A 19,106-nucleotide genomic window follows, 5' to 3' on the forward strand; every position below is an offset into this window, starting at 1 on the left:
GGCAAGCCCATGATCCCCGCCATCACACCCCACAGGGTTTGGAGGTCAGAACGCCGCCGTGGCCGAGAACACCACGGTCGATCCCGCGATCGACTTGCCGTTCTTGGTGGAGGAGAAATTGGGCTGGAGGTAGGCGCTTTCCGATTTGGAGATATCGGTATCGACATAGGCCACACCCAGCGTCACCGGGCCCAGTGCCAGGTCCGCGCCGATCAGCCAGTCCAGGTATTCGCCGGTGGGCGCCACGCTGGTGCCGTTGGGGCCAAGGCCGGAATTGCCGTTCGAATAGCCGAAGTGCGCCTTCACCGAAACGGGCGTGTTGGGAATGCCGGCATTGGCGTCCGCCCACATGTAGAAGTTGTCCGACTTGGCGCCGGGGCGGCCGATGCCGTCCGCATAGTCCGCCCCGCTGGCGTAGACTTTGCCCAGCGCTTCCTGCTTGGGGGCATAGGCCACGCCCACCAGCACGCTGGCCGGGCCTAGATCGCCCGAAAGCTTCACGTAGGGTTCGGCAAAGTCCGTCTTGTCCGCGCCGCCGGGATACATGTACCAGGTGAGGCCCACGTCGACCTTCAGGCCGCTCATCACTTCGGTGGAGTAACCGGCGATCAGGTCCAGCTCCATGTTGGAACCGCCGAACGTGCCCCAGCCCGAAAGGTTCGAGCCCCAGGTGCCGACGTAGACGCCGCTCTCATGCGTGACGGTGGCGCCGGCCTGCACGGCCATTTCCTTGTCCGTCTGCGAGACGCCGCGGAAGCGATAGTCGGTGACGAGCCCGGCGCTGCCCGAGACGGTGATCGCCTTGGGTGCTTCTTCCTGTGCGAAAGCGGGGGTGGCGCAAGCGGCGCCCAGCAGGCCCAGCAGGCCGGTGGCAAGACGGTAATTCATAATCGGAACGCCCTCATGTTTCGATTTGGTCGCGTTCCTTCCTGCGTCCGGCAGCCGGGCCCCGCATGCGTGGCGAGCCTGTTTCGTGCCGGAAATTGCTGCTTACCGACCGGGCTTGTCCGCCAGCTTGCCGCTCTATGACAAAGTGTTGCTATCCGCCGTGCAGGCGATCGGCGGATGGAAGGGAAAGGGGCCGGAAAAAGAAAGGCCGGGCGGCCCGAATGGGGAAGGCCGCCCGGCAGGGAGAAGCGGACGTGAGGGTGTCCGCCGGTCTGTCTGGTAAGGGTCTTGCGATCAGGCTGCGATCGGCAGCGGGCGCAGGATCGCCTCCGGTCCGGTCACGGTATCGGCCTGACCGCTCTGGCGACGGCGGCCCAGCCATTCGCGAATGGTCTCCGCCGTCGTGTGGTCCATCACCTTCACCTGATGCAGGTCGAGGTGGACCGGCTTGTGGTGGGGCATCTTCTCCAGCACGTTGTTCAGGCGGGTGAGGCCCAGGAACGTTGCGCCGCCGCCCAGTTCAAGGCGGGTGTGCTCGTCATTGTCATGTTCCTGCACCTTCAGGCGCAGGTTCCTGGCATGGGGCAGCAGTTCCACCAGCGTCAGGGCAAGGCCTGCCAGCACGCCGGTCAAAAGGTCGGTGGTCACCACCAGGATGAACGTGGCCGCCCAGATCACGGCAGGGAAGGTGCCGTAGGAGTGGAACAGGTGACGCACGTGGCTGAGGTTCACCAGCTTCCAGCCGGTGACGACCAGCACGCCGCCCAGTGCCGCCATCGGCACTTCGCGCAGCAGCCAGGGCAGCAGCGCGATGAAGGCGAGGATCCAGACGCCGTGGAGGATCGCCGAAAGACGCGTCTTGGCGCCGGCCTGCACGTTGGCGGAGCTGCGCACGATCACGCCGGTCATCGGCAGGGCGCCGAAAATGCCGCAGAGCAGGTTGCCGATGCCCTGCGCGCGCAGTTCCTTGTCGTACTTGGTACGCTCGCCGTCATGCATGCGGTCCACCGCCGCGGCGGAGAGCAGCGTTTCGGCACTGGCGATGAAGGCGATGGCAAGCGCCGCCACCAGCAGCGCCGGCTGGGCGAGCGGGGCGAACCACGCGGCGCTGGTCGGCAGTGCGAAGGCGGCACCGATCGATTCGGGCACGGCGATGCGCGCGACGTTGAGGCCAAGGCCCCACGCCACCAGCGTCGCCGCCATCACGCCCAGCAGCGCACCGGGGACGAGGCCCAGGTTCTTCGGGCGCAGCTTCTCCCAGCCGATCATCACGCCGATGGTCAGCAGGCCCAGCATCAGCGCCATTTCGGTGGAGGCGATGTTGGTGGGATCGAGGCCGAGGATGCGTGCAGGCATCATCGCGATGTTCTCCAGCCCGCTCGACATCGGCTTCTGGTCGAACAGGATGTGGAACTGGCCGATCACGATCAGCGCGCCGATACCGGCCAGCATGCCGTGGACGACGGCGGGGCTGATCGCACGGAACAGGCCGCCCAGACGCAGTACGCCGGCCAGGATCTGGAGAACGCCGGCCAGCAGCAGCACGGGCCCCAAAGCTTCAAGGCCATGCTCGCGCACGAATTCGAAGACGATGACGGCAAGGCCAGCGGCCGGGCCGCTGACCTGAAGCGGGGAGCCGGCCAGCAGGCCGACCACCAGGCCGCCGATGATGCCGGTGACGAGGCCCTTTTCAGGCGGCACGCCGCTGGCGATGGCGATGCCCATGCAGAGCGGCATCGCGACCAGGAACACCACGATGGACGCGGTGAAGTCCCGGCCGAAGTGGGCGAAAGGCCCACTTCTGCTCTGGGTGGCGGAAGTCATTCCGCAGCCTCGGCGAATTCGGTGGCGGTGCGGGTCTTGGCGGCCAGCGCGACCGGCAGCGGGCTGTTTTCGCGCAGCGGCACGAACTGGCCGGTGTCGCCGTCAAGGCCGAGCACTTGGCCGGCGTGGATGTCCACGAACCAGCCGTGCAGCGTCATTTCGCCGCGGGCGATGGCAGCAGCGACGGCGGGGTGCGTGCGCAAGTGCGCGATCTGGGCGATGATGTTCTCAAGGCTGATGGCGCGCACGCGCTCTTCGCCTTCGAGGTGGCCGTGGCAGGTGCTGACGATGTGCTCGGCAGCGGCGCCGTGCTTCAGCCAGGCGGCCACGTTGGGCATCGTTTCCAGACCGGTGGGGTCGCTCAGCGCCTTCATCGCGCCGCAGCCGGAGTGACCGCTGATGATGATGTCACGCACGCCGAGGGCTGCAACGGCATATTCCACCGTGGAGGTGACGCCGCCGTTCAGCGTGGCATAGGGGGGCACCATGTTGCCGGCGTTGCGGCACACGAACAGGTCGCCGGGCTCTGCCTGCATGATCTGCTCGGGCACGATTCGCGAATCGGCGCAGGAGATCATCAGGGCCTTGGGCTCCTGACCCTGAGAGGTCAGCTTGCCGAACAGTTCGCTGCTCGCGGGGAAGATGGTCTTCTCGAAATGGAAGACGCGGCCAATCAGCTCGTTCACTCTCTTTACCTTTCCAGACAGGGTGCCCCGCGCGCATCGAAGGGGGTTGAGGAAACGCGCGGAGCTTGTTTGAAAGGTATGGCCCGTCGTTTTCGGCCGTCGTGCGCGTTTGTCAGGAAATGTTGCTGCGCTGCAGCAGGAGTGTGTTTGGGGGGAGTTGGGGCGAGGCCACGCCAGCGGCAATCAGTAGCCGACTTCTAGGGTGACCACTGTCAGCTTACCGTGAATTTTTCCCACCAGTGTTACGTTGCCGCCCGGTCCATCGGGGCCATTCATTGCCATGATCGCGCTGACAGTCATGCGGGCGGTGAACAGCGGCTCGAAAGTCTTGGCGTTAGGTGCTGTAATGATGGTTTCCTGGCCATGTTCGCGAATCCAGGCCCCATAGCCCCACGCCGAACCGATCAGGCGCAGAGATTCGCTTGCAGGTGGCGAAGGCTGTGGAGGTGGGGCAATGTGCCGATATTTGCAGCTGCTCGGGTTCAGTCTCCCATTTTTCAGCGTGCCGTAATAATCCGCTTCAAACGAGTAGCAGTGGCCGTCGCTGAACGAGAGAGTGATGGGCAGATATCCCGGCGACCATGCACCGACGAGGCGTGCGCCGCTTGGCTCTTTGACGGTATATGAGCCGACGACTTTGAGTCCCGCAGAACTTGCGCGTGGATATGTGGGAACAACGCGGAACAGATTCGATAGAGACGCTTCGGAAATATGAACCAGCGTCGGAGCGTTAGCCTTTCCGCCGGAGACCGCTGGTTGCGGTGCAACGCCGCTATATCCGCTGGAAGGAACGACTGGTTGCGCGGAAGCTGGCATGTTCCCAGACACTATGGTCGCCGCCATTCCCATTGCCGCGCATCGTACAAACCTACCCATTCCGTTTCTCCCGCCTGTACACGACAGTGTGACGGCAAGGTATTGCCAAGTCATGGCAATTATGGCGGCAAGCTGGGGTGGCTAGCGACCTAAGCCGCCTCCAACGGCAGCCGGATCGTGGCGCGCAATCCACCCTCCGGCCGATTGCGCAAGTCCAGCGTGCCGCCTTCCAGCCGCACGGCCTTGCGCACGATCGGCAAGCCCAACCCCATGCCGGCCGTGTCCCGCGCACGGGCGGTGTCGAGGCGGACGAAGGGTTGCAGCGCGTCGGTAATGCGGTCCTCGGGAATGCCGGGGCCGTCGTCCTCCACAGTGATTTCCGCCGCGCCGCCGTCGCGCCGCAGCGAGACGCGGACGTTGCCACCATAATGCAGTGCGTTCTCGATCAGGTTCGACAGCGCGCGCCGGATCGAGACCGGACGGGCCATGATCTCCAGGGAGGAAAGGCCCGAGTACGTCGCGTTCGCACCCCGGTCTGCGGCGGTGTCGACCAAGGTTTCGGTCATCACCGCAAGGTCGATGCGCTCGGCCGGGATATTGGCGCCGCCGGTCTCGACGTAGGCCTGGATCGAATCGAGCAGCAGGCGCATCTCCTCGATATCGTGCTCCAGCCCCTCGCGCACTTCGGGGTCGACGTCGCCATCGTCGAGCCGCAGGCGCATGCGGGCGAGGGGGGTCTTCAGGTCGTGCCCGATCGCCAGCATCGTGTGCGTCCGGTCCTGCAGGGACTGGTGGATGCGGTGCTGCATCTCGTTCATCGCGCGGATTAGCTCGCGCATTTCCTCCGGCCCGTGTTCGGGCAGCGGCTTGGGCGGCCCGGCGCCAAGGTTGCGGGTGGCGCGCACCAGCGAGCGGAGCGGATCCAGCGCGGCGCGCAGCAGCAGCCAGGCGAGCGAGACCAGCAGCAGCGCCGGCACCAGCAGGCTGGCCATGCGTCCGGCAGTCAGCGACCAGGCGGCGCGGGCATGGGTGCGGAAATCGAGCACCGATCCATCGGGCAGCCGCAGCGAACCGCCGATATTGCCGCGCCCGGGAATGGTTTCGAGATGAAGCTCAAGATCGGCGTGGGCCAGTTCCGGCTGGATCTCCACCACTTGCGCGCGCAAGTTGGCAAGGCCGATGGAACCGCGTCGCCGCTGCGAAGGGGGCGACCATTCCAGCACGAAACGGCGGGTGGACAGGGCGCCGGTAACCCCCGGCCGGTCCGCCAGCGAGGCGCGCTCGATCGCCCGGCTCGCCAGCACCAGGTTCTCGGCAATCCGTTCCGCATCGTCGCGGCGCAGTTCGAACGAGCTGGCCCGCTCGAACAGCACCGTGTTGGCAATGAAATCGATCAGGATGACCAGCAGGAGTACCGCGATCAGCCGCTCTATGAGGCCGAAACGCCGGAACAGGCGGAATCGGCGTAATTCCATTAGGCGCGCGTGACCTCGGCCTTGAACATGTAGCCGACGCCGCGCACGGTGACGATCGGCGGTTCGGCGCCATCGACCTGAAGCTTGCGGCGCAGGCGGCTGACCAGCACGTCCACGCTGCGGTCGGAACTGTCGCCCAGCCGCGCGCGCGACAGTTCGATCAGGCGTTCACGGCCCAGCACGCGCTGCGGATAGGCCAGGAAGGTGGCCAGCAGGTCGAACTCCGCGCCGGTCAGGTCGATCATCGCGCCGGTGGGTGAGCGCAGTTCGCGCCGCGCCATCGAAAGGCTCCAGCCATCGAAATGGATCGATTCGGGGGTACGGCCATCGGCCACGCCATCGGGAGTGGCGGCATCCGGGCCGGAATTGTTGCCGCCGCGTCGCAGAACGGCACTGACGCGCGCCGCCAGTTCGCGGGTGCTGAACGGCTTGGCAAGGTAGTCGTCCGCGCCAAGCTCAAGGCCCAGTACGCGATCTTCTTCGCTGCCACGGGCGCTGACGAAGATCACCGGCACGTCGCTTTCTCGGCGCAGGCGGCGGAACAGGTCGAAGCCGCTGGTGCCGGGCAGCATGACGTCCAGCACTACAAGGCTGACCGGCCCTTCGCGCAGCGTCACCCACATTTCCGCGCCGGTGGCGGCAGTCAAAACGTTGAAGCCGCTCTGGCGCAGGGCGCGCGCGGTCAGGGTCCGCAGTGGACCGTCGTCCTCGACAAGCAGGATCGTTGGGGTGGACATGGGTGCTTCGTCGAGGTGGCGGTAAATGGGGGCGACACTCTGGGTCATGATCTCGTCGTCGGCTGAATGTAGGGGGAGGGGCGGCGAATGGCAAATCGGCAAAGTTGCGTGCGCTGTGGGGAAACGATCAGCGGATCGTTTCCCCGGCACCCAGTTGCACTGAAGCCAGTTGTGCAGCGTCAGGCTGCAGGGTTTCGACCACGGCGGCGATCCCGGCGACTTCGGCCGGATGGATCGCGCCGTGGAACGTGCGGCCGATCGTGTCGCTGAAGGCCAGCGGCATCGGTGCCGCGCCGCGGCCCATGCGCGCCACGGTTTCGGCAGGCACGTCGAAGGCGTAATGTACGCGCGTGGTGCAGGCGGTGACCATGGCATCCTGCGCCGGGCAGCGTTCCGCCTGGCGCTCGACATGGGCGAGCGTGGCTTCGCCCGGCGCACCGTCGGCATGGAAGCGAAGGCCGGTCATCTCGCGAGCAAGGCCCGCATGGGTGATTTCCTGCCAGAGCTGCCAGCGCACCGTGCCGGTCTCGCGATCGACATGGGCGCGCAGATGCGCCGGGCCGACTTCCACCGAACGCGATGCCGCCCAGCCGTGGCCGCGCTTGGCGACCGCGTGGGTGCTGGCCAGCACGTGCGGCTGGGAGGGATCGTCGATCACTGCGGTCTGCGTGGCGAAGTCCTGCGCGGTGGGCGTTGCCACGTCGCGCGCAGCAGCCTCACCCGCGAGCAGCAGCGCGGGCAGGCCGAGAATGCCGATCACGCCCGCGCGACGGGCCTTCACCGGGCGCGCTCGTTGGCGGCCAGGGTGCCGGCTTCGGGGGCAGCCGCGTTCTGGGCGAGTGCCGCGGCCTTGGCATCGGCCTGTGCGGCGCGGTGGCGGCAGTCGCGGCCCTTGGTGGGATCGGGATGGCAGGCGCCACGGCCTGGGGCAGCCGTGGTCTTCGCCTTGGGGGCGGGCACGGCCAGATTGCCCTTCAGGTGGGCGATGGTTTCATTGGCGATGGCGGCGCCGGGCAGCGCCAGCGACAGGGCGGCGACGGCCGCGAGGACGGGGAACTTGGTCACTTTCAGGTCTCCAAAGACTTGCGATGGACCCGAATGTGGGGGAGCTGCGTGTCCTGCTTCATGCACGACTGTAACGAAGTATTGCTGCGGCGAAACTATCGGAAACGATCCGGCAACACACTTGCGCGGGTGCAAGCGGGTTCCCCCGGAGGGGTTGGTTCAGTCTGTCTGTCTGAAAGGGAAAAGGCTGAAACCGAATGCCGCATGGCGGAGACGGAGGGATTCGAACCCTCGGTACCCCCTTAAGAGTACGACGGTTTAGCAAACCGCTGGTTTCAGCCACTCACCCACGTCTCCGTGATGCGGCTAGGAGGCGCCCTATAACGAGGGCTTCGGGGTCGGGCAAGGGGGGCTTTCGCCCTATTTGCGCATTTCGTGAAATGCTTGGCCAAATGCCTGTGGACTGTTTGCCGCGATGGATTGTTTCCGGGCGCTTCCGGGCCGATTCGGTCTGTCGCGATTTGGACTCGCTCCGCCGCCCGTTCATTGCAGGGTCAGGCGGGGTGGATTCTCTAGTGAACTGCCGCAATGCGCCGCCCCCCGGTGCTTGCGTGCGCGGGTTCGCATATTCAGGGGAGCGAGGGAAATGCCAGTCAAAACGCCAGCAGAAGGACGCCGTATGCGCGTTGTCGTGACGGGTGCCATGATGGCGGCGATGATGGCGGCCGGGCTCGCCGCGCCGCTCGGTTCCGCCATGGCGCAAGTCACGACGGTCGATCCCGACGCCGCGATCGATTCCGATATCGGTACGCCGCCGACCACGTATTCACAGACCCAACAGGTGCCGGAACAGACGCCGGTAGAGCCGCAGGGCAACGGCATGCCCGTGGATCAGGGGCGCACCACTCCCGCCGCGCCGGCAACCGCGCCTTCGGGCAGTTCGGAAACCTATCACCAGGACGACCTGATCGGGGCGGCCGAAGGCGTGTTCGGCAAGGGCGCCAAGGGCCTGGCCGGGCTGATCGAAGATCTGCTGAAGAAGCAGGGTGAGCCCAACGGCTATATCGTCGGCCGCGAGGCTGGCGGCGCCATCGCCGTGGGCCTGCGCTATGGCTCCGGCACGCTCTACCACAAGGTGGAGGGTGAGCAGCCTGTCTACTGGACCGGCCCTTCGCTGGGCTTCGACGCGGGCGCGAATGCGGGCAATGCCTTCGTGCTGGTCTACAATCTCTACGACAGCGAGGACCTCTACCACCGCTTCGGCGCGGGCGAGGGGCAGGCCTATCTCGTGGGCGGCTTCACCGTCAGTTATCTGCGCCGCGGCAACGTGGTGCTGATTCCCGTTCGTGCCGGCGCGGGTCTGCGTCTGGGCGCGAACATCGGTTACATGAAGTTTTCGCACAAGCAGAACTGGCTGCCGTTCTAAGGGTGTCGCGGCTTCTTCCGGAAGCCCGACGGTAGCGATTTCTCGCTGATTCTTAGCATCGTCGCCCCCGCGCAGGCGGGGGCCCCGCTTTCTTCTGCAGCGTCTCGCCATGGCGCAAGGCAAGCGGGATCCCCGCCTGCGCGGGGATGACGGGATTTGGTAGGGCCCTCTTTTGCGTTTGACCTCGATGCTTACCGTGAAGGGAGCGAGAGGGCTGAGGCGCACGCCGTTGGTGCGCCAAGAAAATTGCTTGATCGCAGGCAATTCGTGACCGCTCGGCCACTCCGATCGCATCTTCTCGCAATTCCCTGTCAATCCCGGTTGCACCTGCCAGCCGGCCGGAGTAAGGCCCGCCCGCCATGCTTACGAACCTTCAGCAACAGCCCGCCGACGCGCTTCTTGCGCTGATCAAGCTCCACAACGACGATCCGCGCGCGGACAAGATCGACCTTGGTGTCGGCGTGTACCGCACCGGTGAGGGCGACACCCCGGTGTTCCGCTCGATCAAGGCCGCAGAGGCCAAGCTCGTCGCCGAGCAGGATTCGAAAGCCTACCTCGGGCCAGAGGGCGACATGGGCTTCGTCGAAGCGCTGATGCCCTACGTCTTCGGCAAGGCCGACCCCAGCATGGGTGGCCGCATCGAAGGCATGCAGACCCCCGGCGGCACCGGCTCGCTGCGCCTCGCGCTCGCCATGGTGAAGCGCGCTGGTTACAAGCGCATCATCGTCGGCACCCCCAGCTGGCCCAACCACACCCAGATCTGCGCCGACCTTGGCCTTGAAGTCGTTGAATTCAACCACGCGCTCGCTTCGGGCACCGTCGATATGGACGCCCTGCGCGGCGCCATCGCCAACGCTCAGGAAGGCGACGCCATCCTGCTGCACGGCTGCTGCCACAACCCCACCGGCATCGATTACAGCAATGCCGATTGGGACGAGATCGCCGGCCTGATCGCCGCTTCGAAGATCCTGCCCATCCTCGACCTTGCTTACCAGGGTCTGGGCGCCGGTATGGAAGAAGATGCCTACGGCCTGCGCCGCGTGCTCGCCGCCGTGCCGGAAGCGCTGATCTGCTATTCGTGCGACAAGAACTTCGGTCTCTATCGTGACCGCGTCGGCGCGCTCTATGCGATGGTTGCCGATCCCGCCGACCTCGCCCGCGTAATGTCGAACGGCCACAACCTGGCCCGCGCCAACTGGTCGCAGCCGCCAGATCACGGCGGTGCCGCTGTCCGCCTCGTCCTCGAAGACGAGAAGCTGACCGCCGACTGGCTGGCCGAGCTGGACGAAATGCGTGACCGCATGCGCGAAGTGCGCGCCAAGCTGGCCGCGGCCGGCACTGCCGGTTCGGCCGACCTGACGCCGATGGGCGGCCAGAACGGCCTGTTCTCGATCGTGCCGCTGAACAAGGACCAGGTTCTTGCCATGCGCACCAAGCACGGCATCTACATGGCCGGTTCGGGCCGCATCAACGTGGCGGGCCTGACGATGGGCAACATCGACAAGTTCATCGCCGCCGTTGCGGACGTGACTGCTTAACTATGGATCGCCAGCCGGTCCTCGAAGGGGACCGGCTGGTCCTCCGTCCCCTTCGCGCAGACGATTGGGACGCGCTTTTCGCGGTTGCTTCGGACCGCGAGATCTGGGCGGTTCACCCCGCCCACGATCGTTGGCAGGAACCGGTGTTCCGCCAGTATTTCGCTGATGCCCTTGCAGGGGGCGGTGCTTTCGCCATCGTCGACAAGCAGAGCGGGGCCGTAATCGGCTCCAGCCGCTATGGCCCGCCTGAGGGCGGCGAAATCGAGATCGGCTGGACTTTCCTTGCCCGCGCCTATTGGGGCGGCGGCTTCAATGCCGAGATGAAGCGCCTGATGCTTGCCCATGCGCTTGCGCATGTCGATCGGGCGATCTTCAAGGTCGGCGCGGACAACGTAATTTCGCGCAAGGCGATGGGGCATATCGGTGGCCGCCTGACCGATCGCACGTTTGAGCGTGAATTGTGCGGCGTGATCGTGCCGCACGTGATCTTCGAAATTACGCGCGAGAGCTTTGCCGCAGGGCCTTTGGCTTAAGGGTTCTTACGAGGAAGCGCTGGTCGCGCGTCGGGCTGGGGGAAGTGCCGCAAGGCGACGCTGTCCGAATCGTTCCTAACACATAATCCCGTCATCCCCGCGTAGGCGGGGATCCCGCTTGTCCTTCGCGGCAGGGCAAAAGTAAGCGGGGCCCCCGCCTTCGCGGGGGCGACGAGTGTAATAGTGTTAGGACAGAAGGTGAGCGCAGACCGGCATCTTGGCGCAACCTCATCCGTGTCTCAGGGCTTCCGCGCTTCGATCACCCGCGCAGCGACTGCATGCGCTGGAGATAGCGGGCCAGCACGTCGATCTCCAGGTTCACCCCGTCACCTGCCTTCAGCGCGCCGATGGTGGTCACTTCGGCGGTGTGCGGGATGATGTTGAGCATGAAGTGGCAGGTGCCGTCGCTCTGGTCCGCCACGTCGTTCACGGTCAGCGAGACGCCGTCCACCGTGATCGAACCCTTGGGGGCGAGATAGGGCGCCAGTTCCTTCGGTGCAGCGATCACGAAGCGCAGCGAATCGCCCTCAGGCGTGATGCTGACCACGGTGCCCACGCCGTCGACATGGCCGGTGACGATGTGTCCGCCCAGTTCGTCGCCCAGCTTCAGCGCCTGCTCCAGATTGAGCGGCGTACCTTCGGCCCAGCGGCCGCCGACCGTGCGGGAGACCGATTCGGCCGAAATGTCGACCGCGAACCATGCGTCGCCCGCCGCGCCGCCCTTGTCGACGACGGTAAGGCACACGCCCGAACACGCGATCGAGGCGCCCATGGCGATCCCGGCGGGATCCCAGGGGCAGGTGATGACGGCACGCAGGTCGCCCGATTGGCGCGCTTCGCGGATTTCGCCGACGGCGGTGACTATTCCGGTGAACATGGGCTATTTTCCGTTAGAATTTTGGGCGTCGTAGACTTCGAGTGTGTCGCTGCCAAGCTGCCGTCGTTCGGTCGGGCGCCAACGACCGTGCGCGTCGGCAAGGCGCGCCAGCCCGTAATCGCCCAAGGCGGGACGGCCGCCGACAAGGATCGGCGCGCGGTAGAGCAGCAGGCGATCGACCAGCCCTGCAGCGAGGAAAGCCGTTGCCGTGACCGCGCCACCTTCGATGAAGAGGTGTTGCACGCCTTCCATCGACGAGATCGCTTCGGGCGAGGGCAGGGCGCGCCAGCCTTCGGGCGCTTCGCCGCGCGTCAGCACCCAGCGTTCGGGGCTGCGCTCGGCAAGGCCGGGCAGACGTACGTCGAGGCGCGGGTTGTCCGCGCGCAAAGTGCCGCCACCGACGAGGATGGCGTCCGCCTTCGCGCGCATGGCGTGGGTGTGGGCGCGGGCCTCGGCGCCGGTGATCCACTGGCTCTCGCCATTGGCCATGGCCATGCAGCCGTCGAGCGAGAGGGCCAGTTTCAGCGTCACTTCGGGTCGGCCGAGGCGCTTGGAGGTCAGGTAGCCGGAAAGGCTGCGTTCGCAAGCAGGGGAGGGCAGGTATTCCGCCGCGATCCCCGCTTCGCGGACCCGGGCGAGGCCGGCTCCGGAGGTGCGCGGATCGGGGTCCATGCAGCCGATTACCACGCGCGCCACGCCGGATGCGCTGACGAGATCGGCGCAGGCGGGCCCGCGCTCGGACCGATGCGCGCAGGGCTCCAGCGTGACGTAAAGCGTGGCGCCGCGTGCTGCTTCGCCGGCAAACGCCAGCGCCACGGCTTCGGCATGGGGGCGGCCGCCGGGCTGGGTCCAGCCGCGAGCGATCACCTTGCCCTGCTTGACGAGAATCGCGCCGACACCGGGATTCGGGCGGCTGAGCGGGCGTGCCCGCGCGGCCAGCGCCGCCGCTGCCGAAAGCCAGCGCGCGTCTTCCTTCACTGTTGTTGCTGGGCCTGTTGTTGAGCCTGATCCGGGGCCTTTTCGGGCGCGGGAAGCTCATCGTACTTCGGCATTTTCACGCCTTCGGGCAGTTTCGGCGCGCCGATGCGCTTGGCTTCGGCGGCCTTGCGGGCGGCTTCGTCGGCCTCTGCCTCACGCGCGATCTTGTCGACGTCCATGCCGGAATAGCGGCCGATCACCTTGTACATCTCGCGCACGTCCTTGTCGCGGCGCGCGAGTTCGGCGGCCCAGGCTTCCTTGCGCTGCTGGTTGGCAAGGTTGGACGCCATGATCTCCTGATCGCTGCGATGCTCTGGCAGAACGGTGATCCACGTCACCTTGGGCGGCAGGTGCGGGCCCTTGGCCTCCTGATTCACCATCAGGTAGAACACGCCGAAGGTGCAGGCCGCCGAAACCGCCGCGATGCGCCAGCGGTTGTGCCCCGCCTGCTTCCACACCGCGCGGAAATCCGCGATCATGCCGACGGGATTGACGTCTTTCCAGTAACCGGTGCGCTTTAGTAGACCCATGCCGCGCTATGTAGGCGTTAAAGCGACTGAACGCTACCCGAAGGGTACATAGAGGCTACGTCCGTTCTCTTTCAGCCAACGATTGGCGGAAGGTACGCTGCCTTCGAAGATTTTTGCCAGAAAAGCGTGAAACGCGGGCGAGTGATCGAAGTGGACGAGGTGGGCAACCTCATGCGCCACCACCGATCGACGCACCGAATCGGGTGCCATGATCAGCCGCCAGTTGATGCGGATCGATCCATCGGGCGCGCAGGACCCCCATCGACGTTTCGCGCTCGACAGCCCAAGCCCCGGTACCGTCTGCCCGGCCACCGCGCAGTAGTGCTCCAGATCGTCCGCCATCAGCGTGCGCGCTTCGGTCTCAAGCCAGCGCTTCAGCCGCGTGGGCAGCGAGGATGCCGGCCCGCCCAGCAGCAGTTCGCCATCATCGGGCACCGGCTTTCGTGGATAGGAGGCGTCGTGCCGCACCACCAGGGTTTCGCCCCGGAACGCCAGCGTCATGCCGTCGCCCAGCGGTTGCGCTTCGGGCAGCGCCTCGATCTGGATAGCCAACCACGATTGCTTGGCGCGCGCGAAGGCGAGCGCGTCCTCGGTTCTTGTCCAGCGCGGGACGGAGATGCGGATCTCGCTGCCGTCCGGCGCCAGTCGCATCGTCATGCGCCGCGCGTTGGCAAGGCGGCGGATCAATACGGGTACCTGGCGCCCGGCGATCTCCACCACCGGGTCTTCATCGGGAGCGCGGCGCAGCCAGTCCAGCACGCCTATTCGTTCTCCCGCCCGGTGCTCCAAGGCGCGGGACCTTCGGCTTCGATTTCCCAGTCCTCCATCTCGTCCTCACCGTAAGGCCAGACGATATGGTTTTCGAGCGGCCCCGCCACCGTTTCGCTGATCGCCTTGCCGGCGACGGACATGCCTGCCTCATGCACGGTATTGCGATCGCCGCTGATCAGATAGTGCCATTCGGGCAGCGGATCGCCGTCCGCGCGCAGGCGATAGGCGCAGCTGGGCGGTAGCCACGCAAGGTTGCCCGCCGTTTCCGGGGTCAGCTTCAGGCAATCGGGCACGAACTTGCGGCGATTGGGGTAGTCGCTGCACTGCGCCGTCTTCAGGTTCAGCAGCTTGCACGCGACATTGGTGTGATAGATCTCGCCGGTATCGGCATCTTCCACCTTGTGCAGGCAGCACTGACCGCAGCCGTCGCAGAGGGCTTCCCACTCCGTACGGTTCAGGGTGTGGAGCGGCCGCTCCCAGAAGGGCCGTTCTTTGGACATCAGGGTATCGATTCTACGCTCAGCTCACCCATTTGGCGAGTTCTGCGGCAACCGCTTCGGGCCCCTTGTCCACCGGAAGCATCGCGATCGGCTCTCCATCCGGGTCCATCAGGAAGGCAATGCGGCTGTGGTCCATCAGATAGCCGCCGGGCGTGTTCTCACCCTTCTTGTAATAGACCGCGAAGGCATCGGCGGCCTGCTTCACTTGCGCGGCGCTGCCGGTCAGCCCCAACAGGCGCGGGCCGAAGGCGGCGGTCCATTGGCCGACGATTTCCGGCGTATCGCGCGCGGGATCGATGGTGATGAAGATCGGTTGCACCTTTTCCGCCGCCTTGGTGTGTTCCTTCTCGAACAGCGAGAAGCCGCGCATCATCGCCTGAACGTCCATCGGGCAGGCATCGGGGCAGAAAGTGTAGCCGAAGTAGACGATCCGCCACTGGCCCTTGAACGAATCCCAGGTGTGCGTTCGCCCGGCCTTGTCCACCAGGGTGAAGGGCCCGCCGATCTCCGCCCCTTCCAGCGGCGGCGCCTCTCCGCCGGACTTCCCGCAGGAGGCGAGCGGCATCGAGATGGCCAGCGCCATTGCGGCGAGTGCAAACGGGCGGCGGAACTTGGCAAGGTAGGTCATGGCGCCGCGCTTCATGCTCTGCTAGAGCGCTGCGTGCAAGGGTGCGATTTATCAGGCACCGGGGCTGGCCGCCGGAGACGGACGGGGCCGCCCGCGGGGCTCTGAAGGCCCAGTCTGGAAGGAAATTCAAACGTGTCGAAGACGATCTCCGGGAACGCCAACAGGTTTTCGCGCCGGATCCTCGTGTCGGGGCTGGCCGCGCTGGCTGCCGGCATGACGATCGCGTCGCCCGCCTATGCCGACTATTCGGAAGGCTACAAGTTCCTCGAATCGGTGAAGAAGAAGGAGGGCGACAAGGTCGAGAAGGCCTTGATGGACAACAGCCAGATCGTGAATGCCAAGGACGTGACGACCGGCGAGACCGCGCTGATGATCGTCACCCAGCGCCGCGATGCCACCTGGCTGAACTTCCTGATCGGCAAGGGCGCCAACGTCAATCTGGCGGACGATCACGGCCGCACCCCGCTGCAGATGGCGGTCAGCCTGGGCTGGCGCGATGGCCTGCTGATCCTGCTGGACGCAAAGGCCTCCACCGACGTTTCGAACGATGCCGGCGAAACCCCGCTGATCTTCGCGGTGCACCGCAAGGACGTGGAAATGGTGAAGGCGCTGCTTCAGGCCGGCGCCAATGCCGACCGTGCGGACAATTCCGGCCGCAGCGCGCGTGACTATGCCAATACCGAAGGCGGTAAGGGCAGCCAGTTGGCGCAGACCGTGGAGACCTACGGCGTCAAGGGCGGCAAGGCCAAGGCCGTCTACGGCCCGGTAATGTAATCGGCATGGTTGTGGCGGCGAAAGTACGAGAGATGGAAGAACCCGCAACGCTTCAGGAACTGCGCCGCCAGCTTGCCCCGGCTATCGCCGATGCGGCGGTGTTCGATGGCTGGACCGACAAGGCCGTGACGGAAGCCGCGCGCCTTGCCGGCGTCGATCCCGAACTGGCGCGCTTTGCGTTCCGGGCGGACTCCGCTCACTCTGCGCAGATGGCGATGATCGAGGCTTGGATTGGCCATGTCGATGCCGAAATGGCACGCACCACGCCGGCCTCGTCGCTGGCGGGCCTGCCGATCCGGGAGCGTATTCGCCGCCTCGTCATGGCCCGGCTCGATGCCGTGACCGGGCGCGAGGAAGCGCTGAGCCGCGCGCTGGCGATCATGGCGCTGCCGCGCAACGTGATCTCTGCCACGCGGCTGGGCTGGCGTAGCGCGGACGCCATGTGGCGCCTGGCCGGCGATACGGCGACCGATTACAACCACTATACCAAACGGGCGACTCTGGGGGCGATCTACGCCGCCACGCTGAAGGTTTTCGCCAGCGACACCAGCGAGGATGCCACCGGCCCCAAGGCCGACACGCGCGCCTTCCTGGACCGCCGAATCGAAGGTATCATGCGCTTCGAAAAGACCAAGGCGCAGCTTTTCCGCCCGCGGGAGGAGCGGATCAGCCTGGTCCGCTTGATGGGCCGCCTGCGTTACCCCGCGCGTTGATGCTTATGCGCCTTCGACATCCGTCGAAGGCTTGCGGCACCGGCCCACTCCCGCCCCGAAGAACATAAAAAGGTCCGGGGGACCATTTTACTGAGGGGGCCGACCTCCCATCCAGGATACGCTGTTGTGGAGATCGGGTGGGGGAGTAGGCCGGTGCCGCTATCCTCCCGTAATTGCGAGGCTATTGCGAACCAGTTGCAATCGATGTGCATATCTGGCAGCGCAGCCCCATGAGTCTTCATTCGCTTACTCTCGACAGGCTTCCCCTCGGCCAGCTCGCCCGCATCGTCGCCGTGGACTGGAGCGTACTCGTTGAAGAGGAGGCGCGCCGTTTGCGCGCGCTGGGGCTGGAGGAGGGCGCCCGCGTTGCCGTCGCGCATCGCGGCGTTTTCGTCGGGCGCGATCCCATCGCCATCACTGTCGGCCGCATGACCGTGGCCGTGCGCCGTGCCCATGCCGCCGCGATGACCGTTGAGGCGATCGAGAACGGCGGCGCGAAGGACAAGTCTGCCGAGGCTGAAAAGCCGGCCGAAACTTCCGGCAAGCCGGGGATCGCCGCATGAGCCGCCAGCGCAAGGTCGCCCTCGTCGGCAATCCCAATGCGGGCAAGAGCGCGCTGTTCAACGCGCTGACCGGCGCGCGGCAGAAGATCGCGAACTATCCGGGCGTCACCGTGGAGCGCAAGTCGGGCCGCATGGTGCTGCCGACTGGCGAGCCGGTGGAGATGACCGACCTTCCGGGCGCCTACAGCCTGGATGCGACCAGCCCGGACGAGGAAGTGACCGCCAAGGTCATCGCCGGCCACTTCGCGGGCGAGGCGATGCCCGATGTGCTGGTGGTGGTGCTGGACGCCTCCAACCTCGAACAGCATCTGGTTTTCGCGCAGGAAGTGCTGGCGCTGGGCAAGCCCACCGTCGTCGCGCTCAACATGGTCGACCTTGCCGAGCGGGACGGGCTGGTGCTCGATCCCGCCGTGCTTGAGGAAGAACTCGGCGTGCGCGTGATCTCCACGGTGGCCGTGCGCCGCCGGGGCTTGGTCGAACTGGCTGAGGCGATCGCTTCGGCCGAAACGCGCCATCCGGGGCCGGGCCTCACCGCGCTGGGGCCGACCGAGCGCCGCGTGGCTGCTCATGCCATGGCCGATGCTGCGATCCTGTCCGAATCGAAGCGGCACCGTCTTCATGCTCGGCTCGACAAGGTGCTGCTGCACCCCTGGCTGGGCTTCCTGATCATGATGGGCGTGTTCTTCGTCATGTTCCAGGCGGTGTTCGCCTGGGCGACGCCCTTTGCCGACGCGTTGGATGCCGGCGCCGGCTGGCTGCACGACACGGTGAAGGCCGCGATGCCGCCCGGCCTGCTGCGCGGTCTGGTGACCGACGGCGTGATCTCTGGCGTTGGCGCGGTGATCGTGTTCCTGCCGCAGATCGTCATCCTCTTCGCCTTCATCCTGGCGTTGGAAGCATCGGGCTATATGGCCCGCGCCGCCTTCCTGATGGACCGGCTGATGTCGTTCGTCGGCCTGTCCGGCCGCAGCTTCATCCCGCTGCTCTCCAGCTTTGCCTGCGCCATTCCCGGCATCATGGCGACGCGTTCGATCACCGATCCCAAGGACCGGCTGACCACGATCCTGATCGCGCCGATGATGACCTGCTCGGCCCGCCTGCCGGTCTACGCGGTGATTATCGGCGCCTTCATCCCGAACAAGGACGTGGGCGGCGGCGTGCATCTGCAGGGGCTGGTGCTGTTCGGCCTCTATGTCGCGGGCATCGTCGGCGCCATGATCGTGGCGCTGGTGCTGCGCCATTCGATCACCAAGGGCGCGGCTTCCGGCTTCATCATGGAGCTGCCGAAGTACCAGCTGCCCCGTCTGAAGGACATGGCGATCGGCCTGTGGCAGCGCGCGTGGATCTTCCTGCGCCGCGCAGGCACGATCATCTTCACGGTGACCGTGGTGCTGTGGGTGCTGCTCAATTTCCCGCAGGCCAAGCCGGGCGAGAGCCAGGTCGATGCCTCGATCGCGGGCAAGATTGCCAATGGCCTGGCCGTGGTGGTGGAGCCGATCGGCTTCAACCGTGACATGGCCCTCGCGCTGATCCCGGCGATGGCTGCGCGCGAAGTGGCCGTCTCCTCGCTGGCGACGACCTATGCGGTGGACGCGGGCGATAACGAGGACGAGCAGGCCGTCGAACTGGGCGATCGCCTGAAGGGCCGCTGGACCCTGCCGATGGCGCTGGCGTTCCTGGCATGGTTCGTGTTCGCGCCCCAGTGCATGTCCACCATCGCGGTGACCCGGCGTGAGACGAACGGCTGGAAATGGCCGATCTTCATGCTGGCCTACCTGTTCGGCCTTGCCTACGTGGCGGCCGGCGCGACCTACTGGATCGCGGTGAGCGCGGGGCTGTAGAAA

At 66.1% G+C, this 19,106-nt stretch carries 20 protein-coding genes, 1 tRNA gene and 1 pseudogene; 7 read left to right on the forward strand and 15 right to left on the reverse strand.

Features of this window, described 5'->3' with window-relative positions; genetic code table 11:
- Window positions 1–45: 45 nt before the first annotated feature.
- The 9 genes from WBP07_RS01835 to WBP07_RS01875 all read right to left on the reverse strand — a co-directional run bounded on the left by WBP07_RS01835 (window position 46) and on the right by WBP07_RS01875 (window position 7,788).
- The gene (locus WBP07_RS01835; RefSeq protein ID WP_395393878.1) at window positions 46–888 is read right to left on the reverse strand and encodes a TorF family putative porin; all 843 of its coding nucleotides are present in this window, start codon (window positions 886–888) and stop codon (window positions 46–48) included.
- A gap of 294 nt (window positions 889–1,182) precedes the next feature.
- Window positions 1,183–2,712, reverse strand: coding sequence for a SulP family inorganic anion transporter (locus tag WBP07_RS01840; protein WP_395393880.1), 1,530 nt, complete (start codon window positions 2,710–2,712; stop codon window positions 1,183–1,185).
- Entirely contained in the window at window positions 2,709–3,398 is a 690-nt protein-coding gene (locus tag WBP07_RS01845) for a carbonic anhydrase (protein ID WP_395393881.1), read from the reverse strand. The genes WBP07_RS01840 and WBP07_RS01845 overlap by 4 nt, the downstream gene beginning before the upstream one ends.
- 183 nt (window positions 3,399–3,581) lie before the next feature.
- Window positions 3,582–4,214: a hypothetical protein gene (locus WBP07_RS01850; protein ID WP_395393882.1), complete on the reverse strand. Its 633-nt coding sequence runs from the start codon at window positions 4,212–4,214 to the stop codon at window positions 3,582–3,584.
- Between the two features lie 149 nt (window positions 4,215–4,363).
- On the reverse strand, window positions 4,364–5,689 hold the full coding sequence (locus tag WBP07_RS01855; RefSeq protein WP_395393883.1) for an ATP-binding protein: 1,326 nt from the start codon (window positions 5,687–5,689) through the stop codon (window positions 4,364–4,366).
- Window positions 5,689–6,426: a response regulator transcription factor gene (locus WBP07_RS01860; protein WP_395395698.1), complete on the reverse strand. Its 738-nt coding sequence runs from the start codon at window positions 6,424–6,426 to the stop codon at window positions 5,689–5,691. Before WBP07_RS01860 ends, WBP07_RS01855 begins: the two co-directional genes overlap by 1 nt.
- A gap of 127 nt (window positions 6,427–6,553) precedes the next feature.
- Window positions 6,554–7,207, reverse strand: a complete 654-nt coding sequence (locus WBP07_RS01865; RefSeq protein ID WP_395393884.1) for a hypothetical protein — start codon at window positions 7,205–7,207, stop codon at window positions 6,554–6,556.
- Window positions 7,204–7,491 (reverse strand): hypothetical protein, encoded by a 288-nt coding sequence (locus tag WBP07_RS01870; protein WP_395393885.1) that lies wholly within the window; start codon window positions 7,489–7,491, stop codon window positions 7,204–7,206. The genes WBP07_RS01865 and WBP07_RS01870 overlap by 4 nt, the downstream gene beginning before the upstream one ends.
- Window positions 7,492–7,696: 205 nt before the next feature.
- Window positions 7,697–7,788 (reverse strand) — tRNA-Ser (locus WBP07_RS01875).
- 322 nt (window positions 7,789–8,110) lie between these two features.
- Between WBP07_RS01875 and WBP07_RS01880 the strand changes: the two genes are divergently transcribed.
- The 3 genes from WBP07_RS01880 to WBP07_RS01890 all read left to right on the forward strand — a co-directional run bounded on the left by WBP07_RS01880 (window position 8,111) and on the right by WBP07_RS01890 (window position 10,928).
- Window positions 8,111–8,857, forward strand: a complete 747-nt coding sequence (locus tag WBP07_RS01880; RefSeq protein ID WP_395393886.1) for a DUF1134 domain-containing protein — start codon at window positions 8,111–8,113, stop codon at window positions 8,855–8,857.
- 359 nt (window positions 8,858–9,216) lie between these two features.
- Window positions 9,217–10,395 carry an aromatic amino acid transaminase gene (locus WBP07_RS01885; protein WP_395393887.1) on the forward strand — a complete coding sequence of 393 codons (1,179 nt, stop codon included), beginning with the start codon at window positions 9,217–9,219 and terminating at the stop codon, window positions 10,393–10,395.
- 2 nt (window positions 10,396–10,397) lie between these two features.
- Entirely contained in the window at window positions 10,398–10,928 is a 531-nt protein-coding gene (locus WBP07_RS01890; RefSeq protein WP_395393888.1) for a GNAT family N-acetyltransferase, read from the forward strand.
- 259 nt (window positions 10,929–11,187) lie between these two features.
- Here WBP07_RS01890 and WBP07_RS01895 read toward each other — a convergent pair whose 3' ends face one another.
- The 6 genes from WBP07_RS01895 to WBP07_RS01920 are packed head-to-tail and all read right to left on the reverse strand — an operon-like array spanning window position 11,188 to window position 15,227.
- Entirely contained in the window at window positions 11,188–11,805 is a 618-nt protein-coding gene (locus WBP07_RS01895) for a riboflavin synthase (RefSeq protein WP_395393889.1), read from the reverse strand.
- 3 nt (window positions 11,806–11,808) lie between these two features.
- Window positions 11,809–12,783, reverse strand: coding sequence for a bifunctional diaminohydroxyphosphoribosylaminopyrimidine deaminase/5-amino-6-(5-phosphoribosylamino)uracil reductase RibD (ribD, locus tag WBP07_RS01900; RefSeq protein WP_395393891.1), 975 nt, complete (start codon window positions 12,781–12,783; stop codon window positions 11,809–11,811).
- Window positions 12,780–13,313 carry a hypothetical protein gene (locus WBP07_RS01905; protein ID WP_395393894.1) on the reverse strand — a complete coding sequence of 178 codons (534 nt, stop codon included), beginning with the start codon at window positions 13,311–13,313 and terminating at the stop codon, window positions 12,780–12,782. Before WBP07_RS01905 ends, ribD begins: the two co-directional genes overlap by 4 nt.
- A 33-nt stretch (window positions 13,314–13,346) precedes the next feature.
- Window positions 13,347–14,072 carry a M48 family metallopeptidase gene (locus WBP07_RS01910; RefSeq protein WP_395393896.1) on the reverse strand — a complete coding sequence of 242 codons (726 nt, stop codon included), beginning with the start codon at window positions 14,070–14,072 and terminating at the stop codon, window positions 13,347–13,349.
- Window positions 14,073–14,074: 2 nt separating this feature from the next.
- The gene (locus WBP07_RS01915) at window positions 14,075–14,584 is read right to left on the reverse strand and encodes a YcgN family cysteine cluster protein (RefSeq protein WP_395393898.1); all 510 of its coding nucleotides are present in this window, start codon (window positions 14,582–14,584) and stop codon (window positions 14,075–14,077) included.
- 19 nt (window positions 14,585–14,603) lie between these two features.
- Window positions 14,604–15,227, reverse strand: a complete 624-nt coding sequence (locus WBP07_RS01920) for an SCO family protein (protein ID WP_395393900.1) — start codon at window positions 15,225–15,227, stop codon at window positions 14,604–14,606.
- Window positions 15,228–15,344: 117 nt separating this feature from the next.
- On the opposite strand from WBP07_RS01920, the gene WBP07_RS01925 reads away from it, so the two are divergent.
- From WBP07_RS01925 to WBP07_RS01940, 4 genes and pseudogenes are all read left to right on the forward strand, one after another.
- Window positions 15,345–15,986: an ankyrin repeat domain-containing protein gene (locus WBP07_RS01925; RefSeq protein WP_395393901.1), complete on the forward strand. Its 642-nt coding sequence runs from the start codon at window positions 15,345–15,347 to the stop codon at window positions 15,984–15,986.
- Window positions 15,987–16,018: 32 nt separating this feature from the next.
- A complete protein-coding gene (locus tag WBP07_RS01930) occupies window positions 16,019–16,699 on the forward strand; it encodes a COQ9 family protein (protein ID WP_395393903.1) in 681 nt (226 codons plus the stop codon).
- Window positions 16,700–16,929: 230 nt separating this feature from the next.
- Window positions 16,930–17,181: pseudogene (locus WBP07_RS01935) on the forward strand (ferrous iron transport protein A); the annotation flags it as partial.
- Between the two features lie 77 nt (window positions 17,182–17,258).
- Entirely contained in the window at window positions 17,259–19,103 is a 1,845-nt protein-coding gene (locus WBP07_RS01940; protein ID WP_395393905.1) for a ferrous iron transporter B, read from the forward strand.
- Window positions 19,104–19,106: the final 3 nt, after the last annotated feature.

Origin of the sequence: Novosphingobium oxfordense (assembly GCF_044029435.1) — a bacterium.
Taxonomy (GTDB): domain Bacteria; phylum Pseudomonadota; class Alphaproteobacteria; order Sphingomonadales; family Sphingomonadaceae; genus Novosphingobium.

What these genes read in the sequence shown, in the direction of transcription:
- WBP07_RS01890 (WP_395393888.1), top strand. Translation starts at nt 10,398, where the DNA reads ATGGATCGCCAGCCGGTCCTCGAAGGGGACCGGCTGGTCCTCCGTCCC.
- WBP07_RS01940 (WP_395393905.1), top strand. Translation starts at nt 17,259, where the DNA reads ATGAGCCGCCAGCGCAAGGTCGCCCTCGTCGGCAATCCCAATGCGGGC.
- WBP07_RS01860 (WP_395395698.1), bottom strand. Translation starts at nt 6,426, where the DNA reads ATGTCCACCCCAACGATCCTGCTTGTCGAGGACGACGGTCCACTGCGG.
- WBP07_RS01880 (WP_395393886.1), top strand. Translation starts at nt 8,111, where the DNA reads ATGCGCGTTGTCGTGACGGGTGCCATGATGGCGGCGATGATGGCGGCC.
- WBP07_RS01905 (WP_395393894.1), bottom strand. Translation starts at nt 13,313, where the DNA reads ATGGGTCTACTAAAGCGCACCGGTTACTGGAAAGACGTCAATCCCGTC.
- WBP07_RS01930 (WP_395393903.1), top strand. Translation starts at nt 16,019, where the DNA reads ATGGAAGAACCCGCAACGCTTCAGGAACTGCGCCGCCAGCTTGCCCCG.
- WBP07_RS01840 (WP_395393880.1), bottom strand. Translation starts at nt 2,712, where the DNA reads ATGACTTCCGCCACCCAGAGCAGAAGTGGGCCTTTCGCCCACTTCGGC.
- WBP07_RS01915 (WP_395393898.1), bottom strand. Translation starts at nt 14,584, where the DNA reads ATGTCCAAAGAACGGCCCTTCTGGGAGCGGCCGCTCCACACCCTGAAC.
- WBP07_RS01855 (WP_395393883.1), bottom strand. Translation starts at nt 5,689, where the DNA reads ATGGAATTACGCCGATTCCGCCTGTTCCGGCGTTTCGGCCTCATAGAG.
- WBP07_RS01920 (WP_395393900.1), bottom strand. Translation starts at nt 15,227, where the DNA reads ATGAAGCGCGGCGCCATGACCTACCTTGCCAAGTTCCGCCGCCCGTTT.
- WBP07_RS01835 (WP_395393878.1), bottom strand. Translation starts at nt 888, where the DNA reads ATGAATTACCGTCTTGCCACCGGCCTGCTGGGCCTGCTGGGCGCCGCT.
- WBP07_RS01850 (WP_395393882.1), bottom strand. Translation starts at nt 4,214, where the DNA reads ATGCCAGCTTCCGCGCAACCAGTCGTTCCTTCCAGCGGATATAGCGGC.
- WBP07_RS01895 (WP_395393889.1), bottom strand. Translation starts at nt 11,805, where the DNA reads ATGTTCACCGGAATAGTCACCGCCGTCGGCGAAATCCGCGAAGCGCGC.
- WBP07_RS01885 (WP_395393887.1), top strand. Translation starts at nt 9,217, where the DNA reads ATGCTTACGAACCTTCAGCAACAGCCCGCCGACGCGCTTCTTGCGCTG.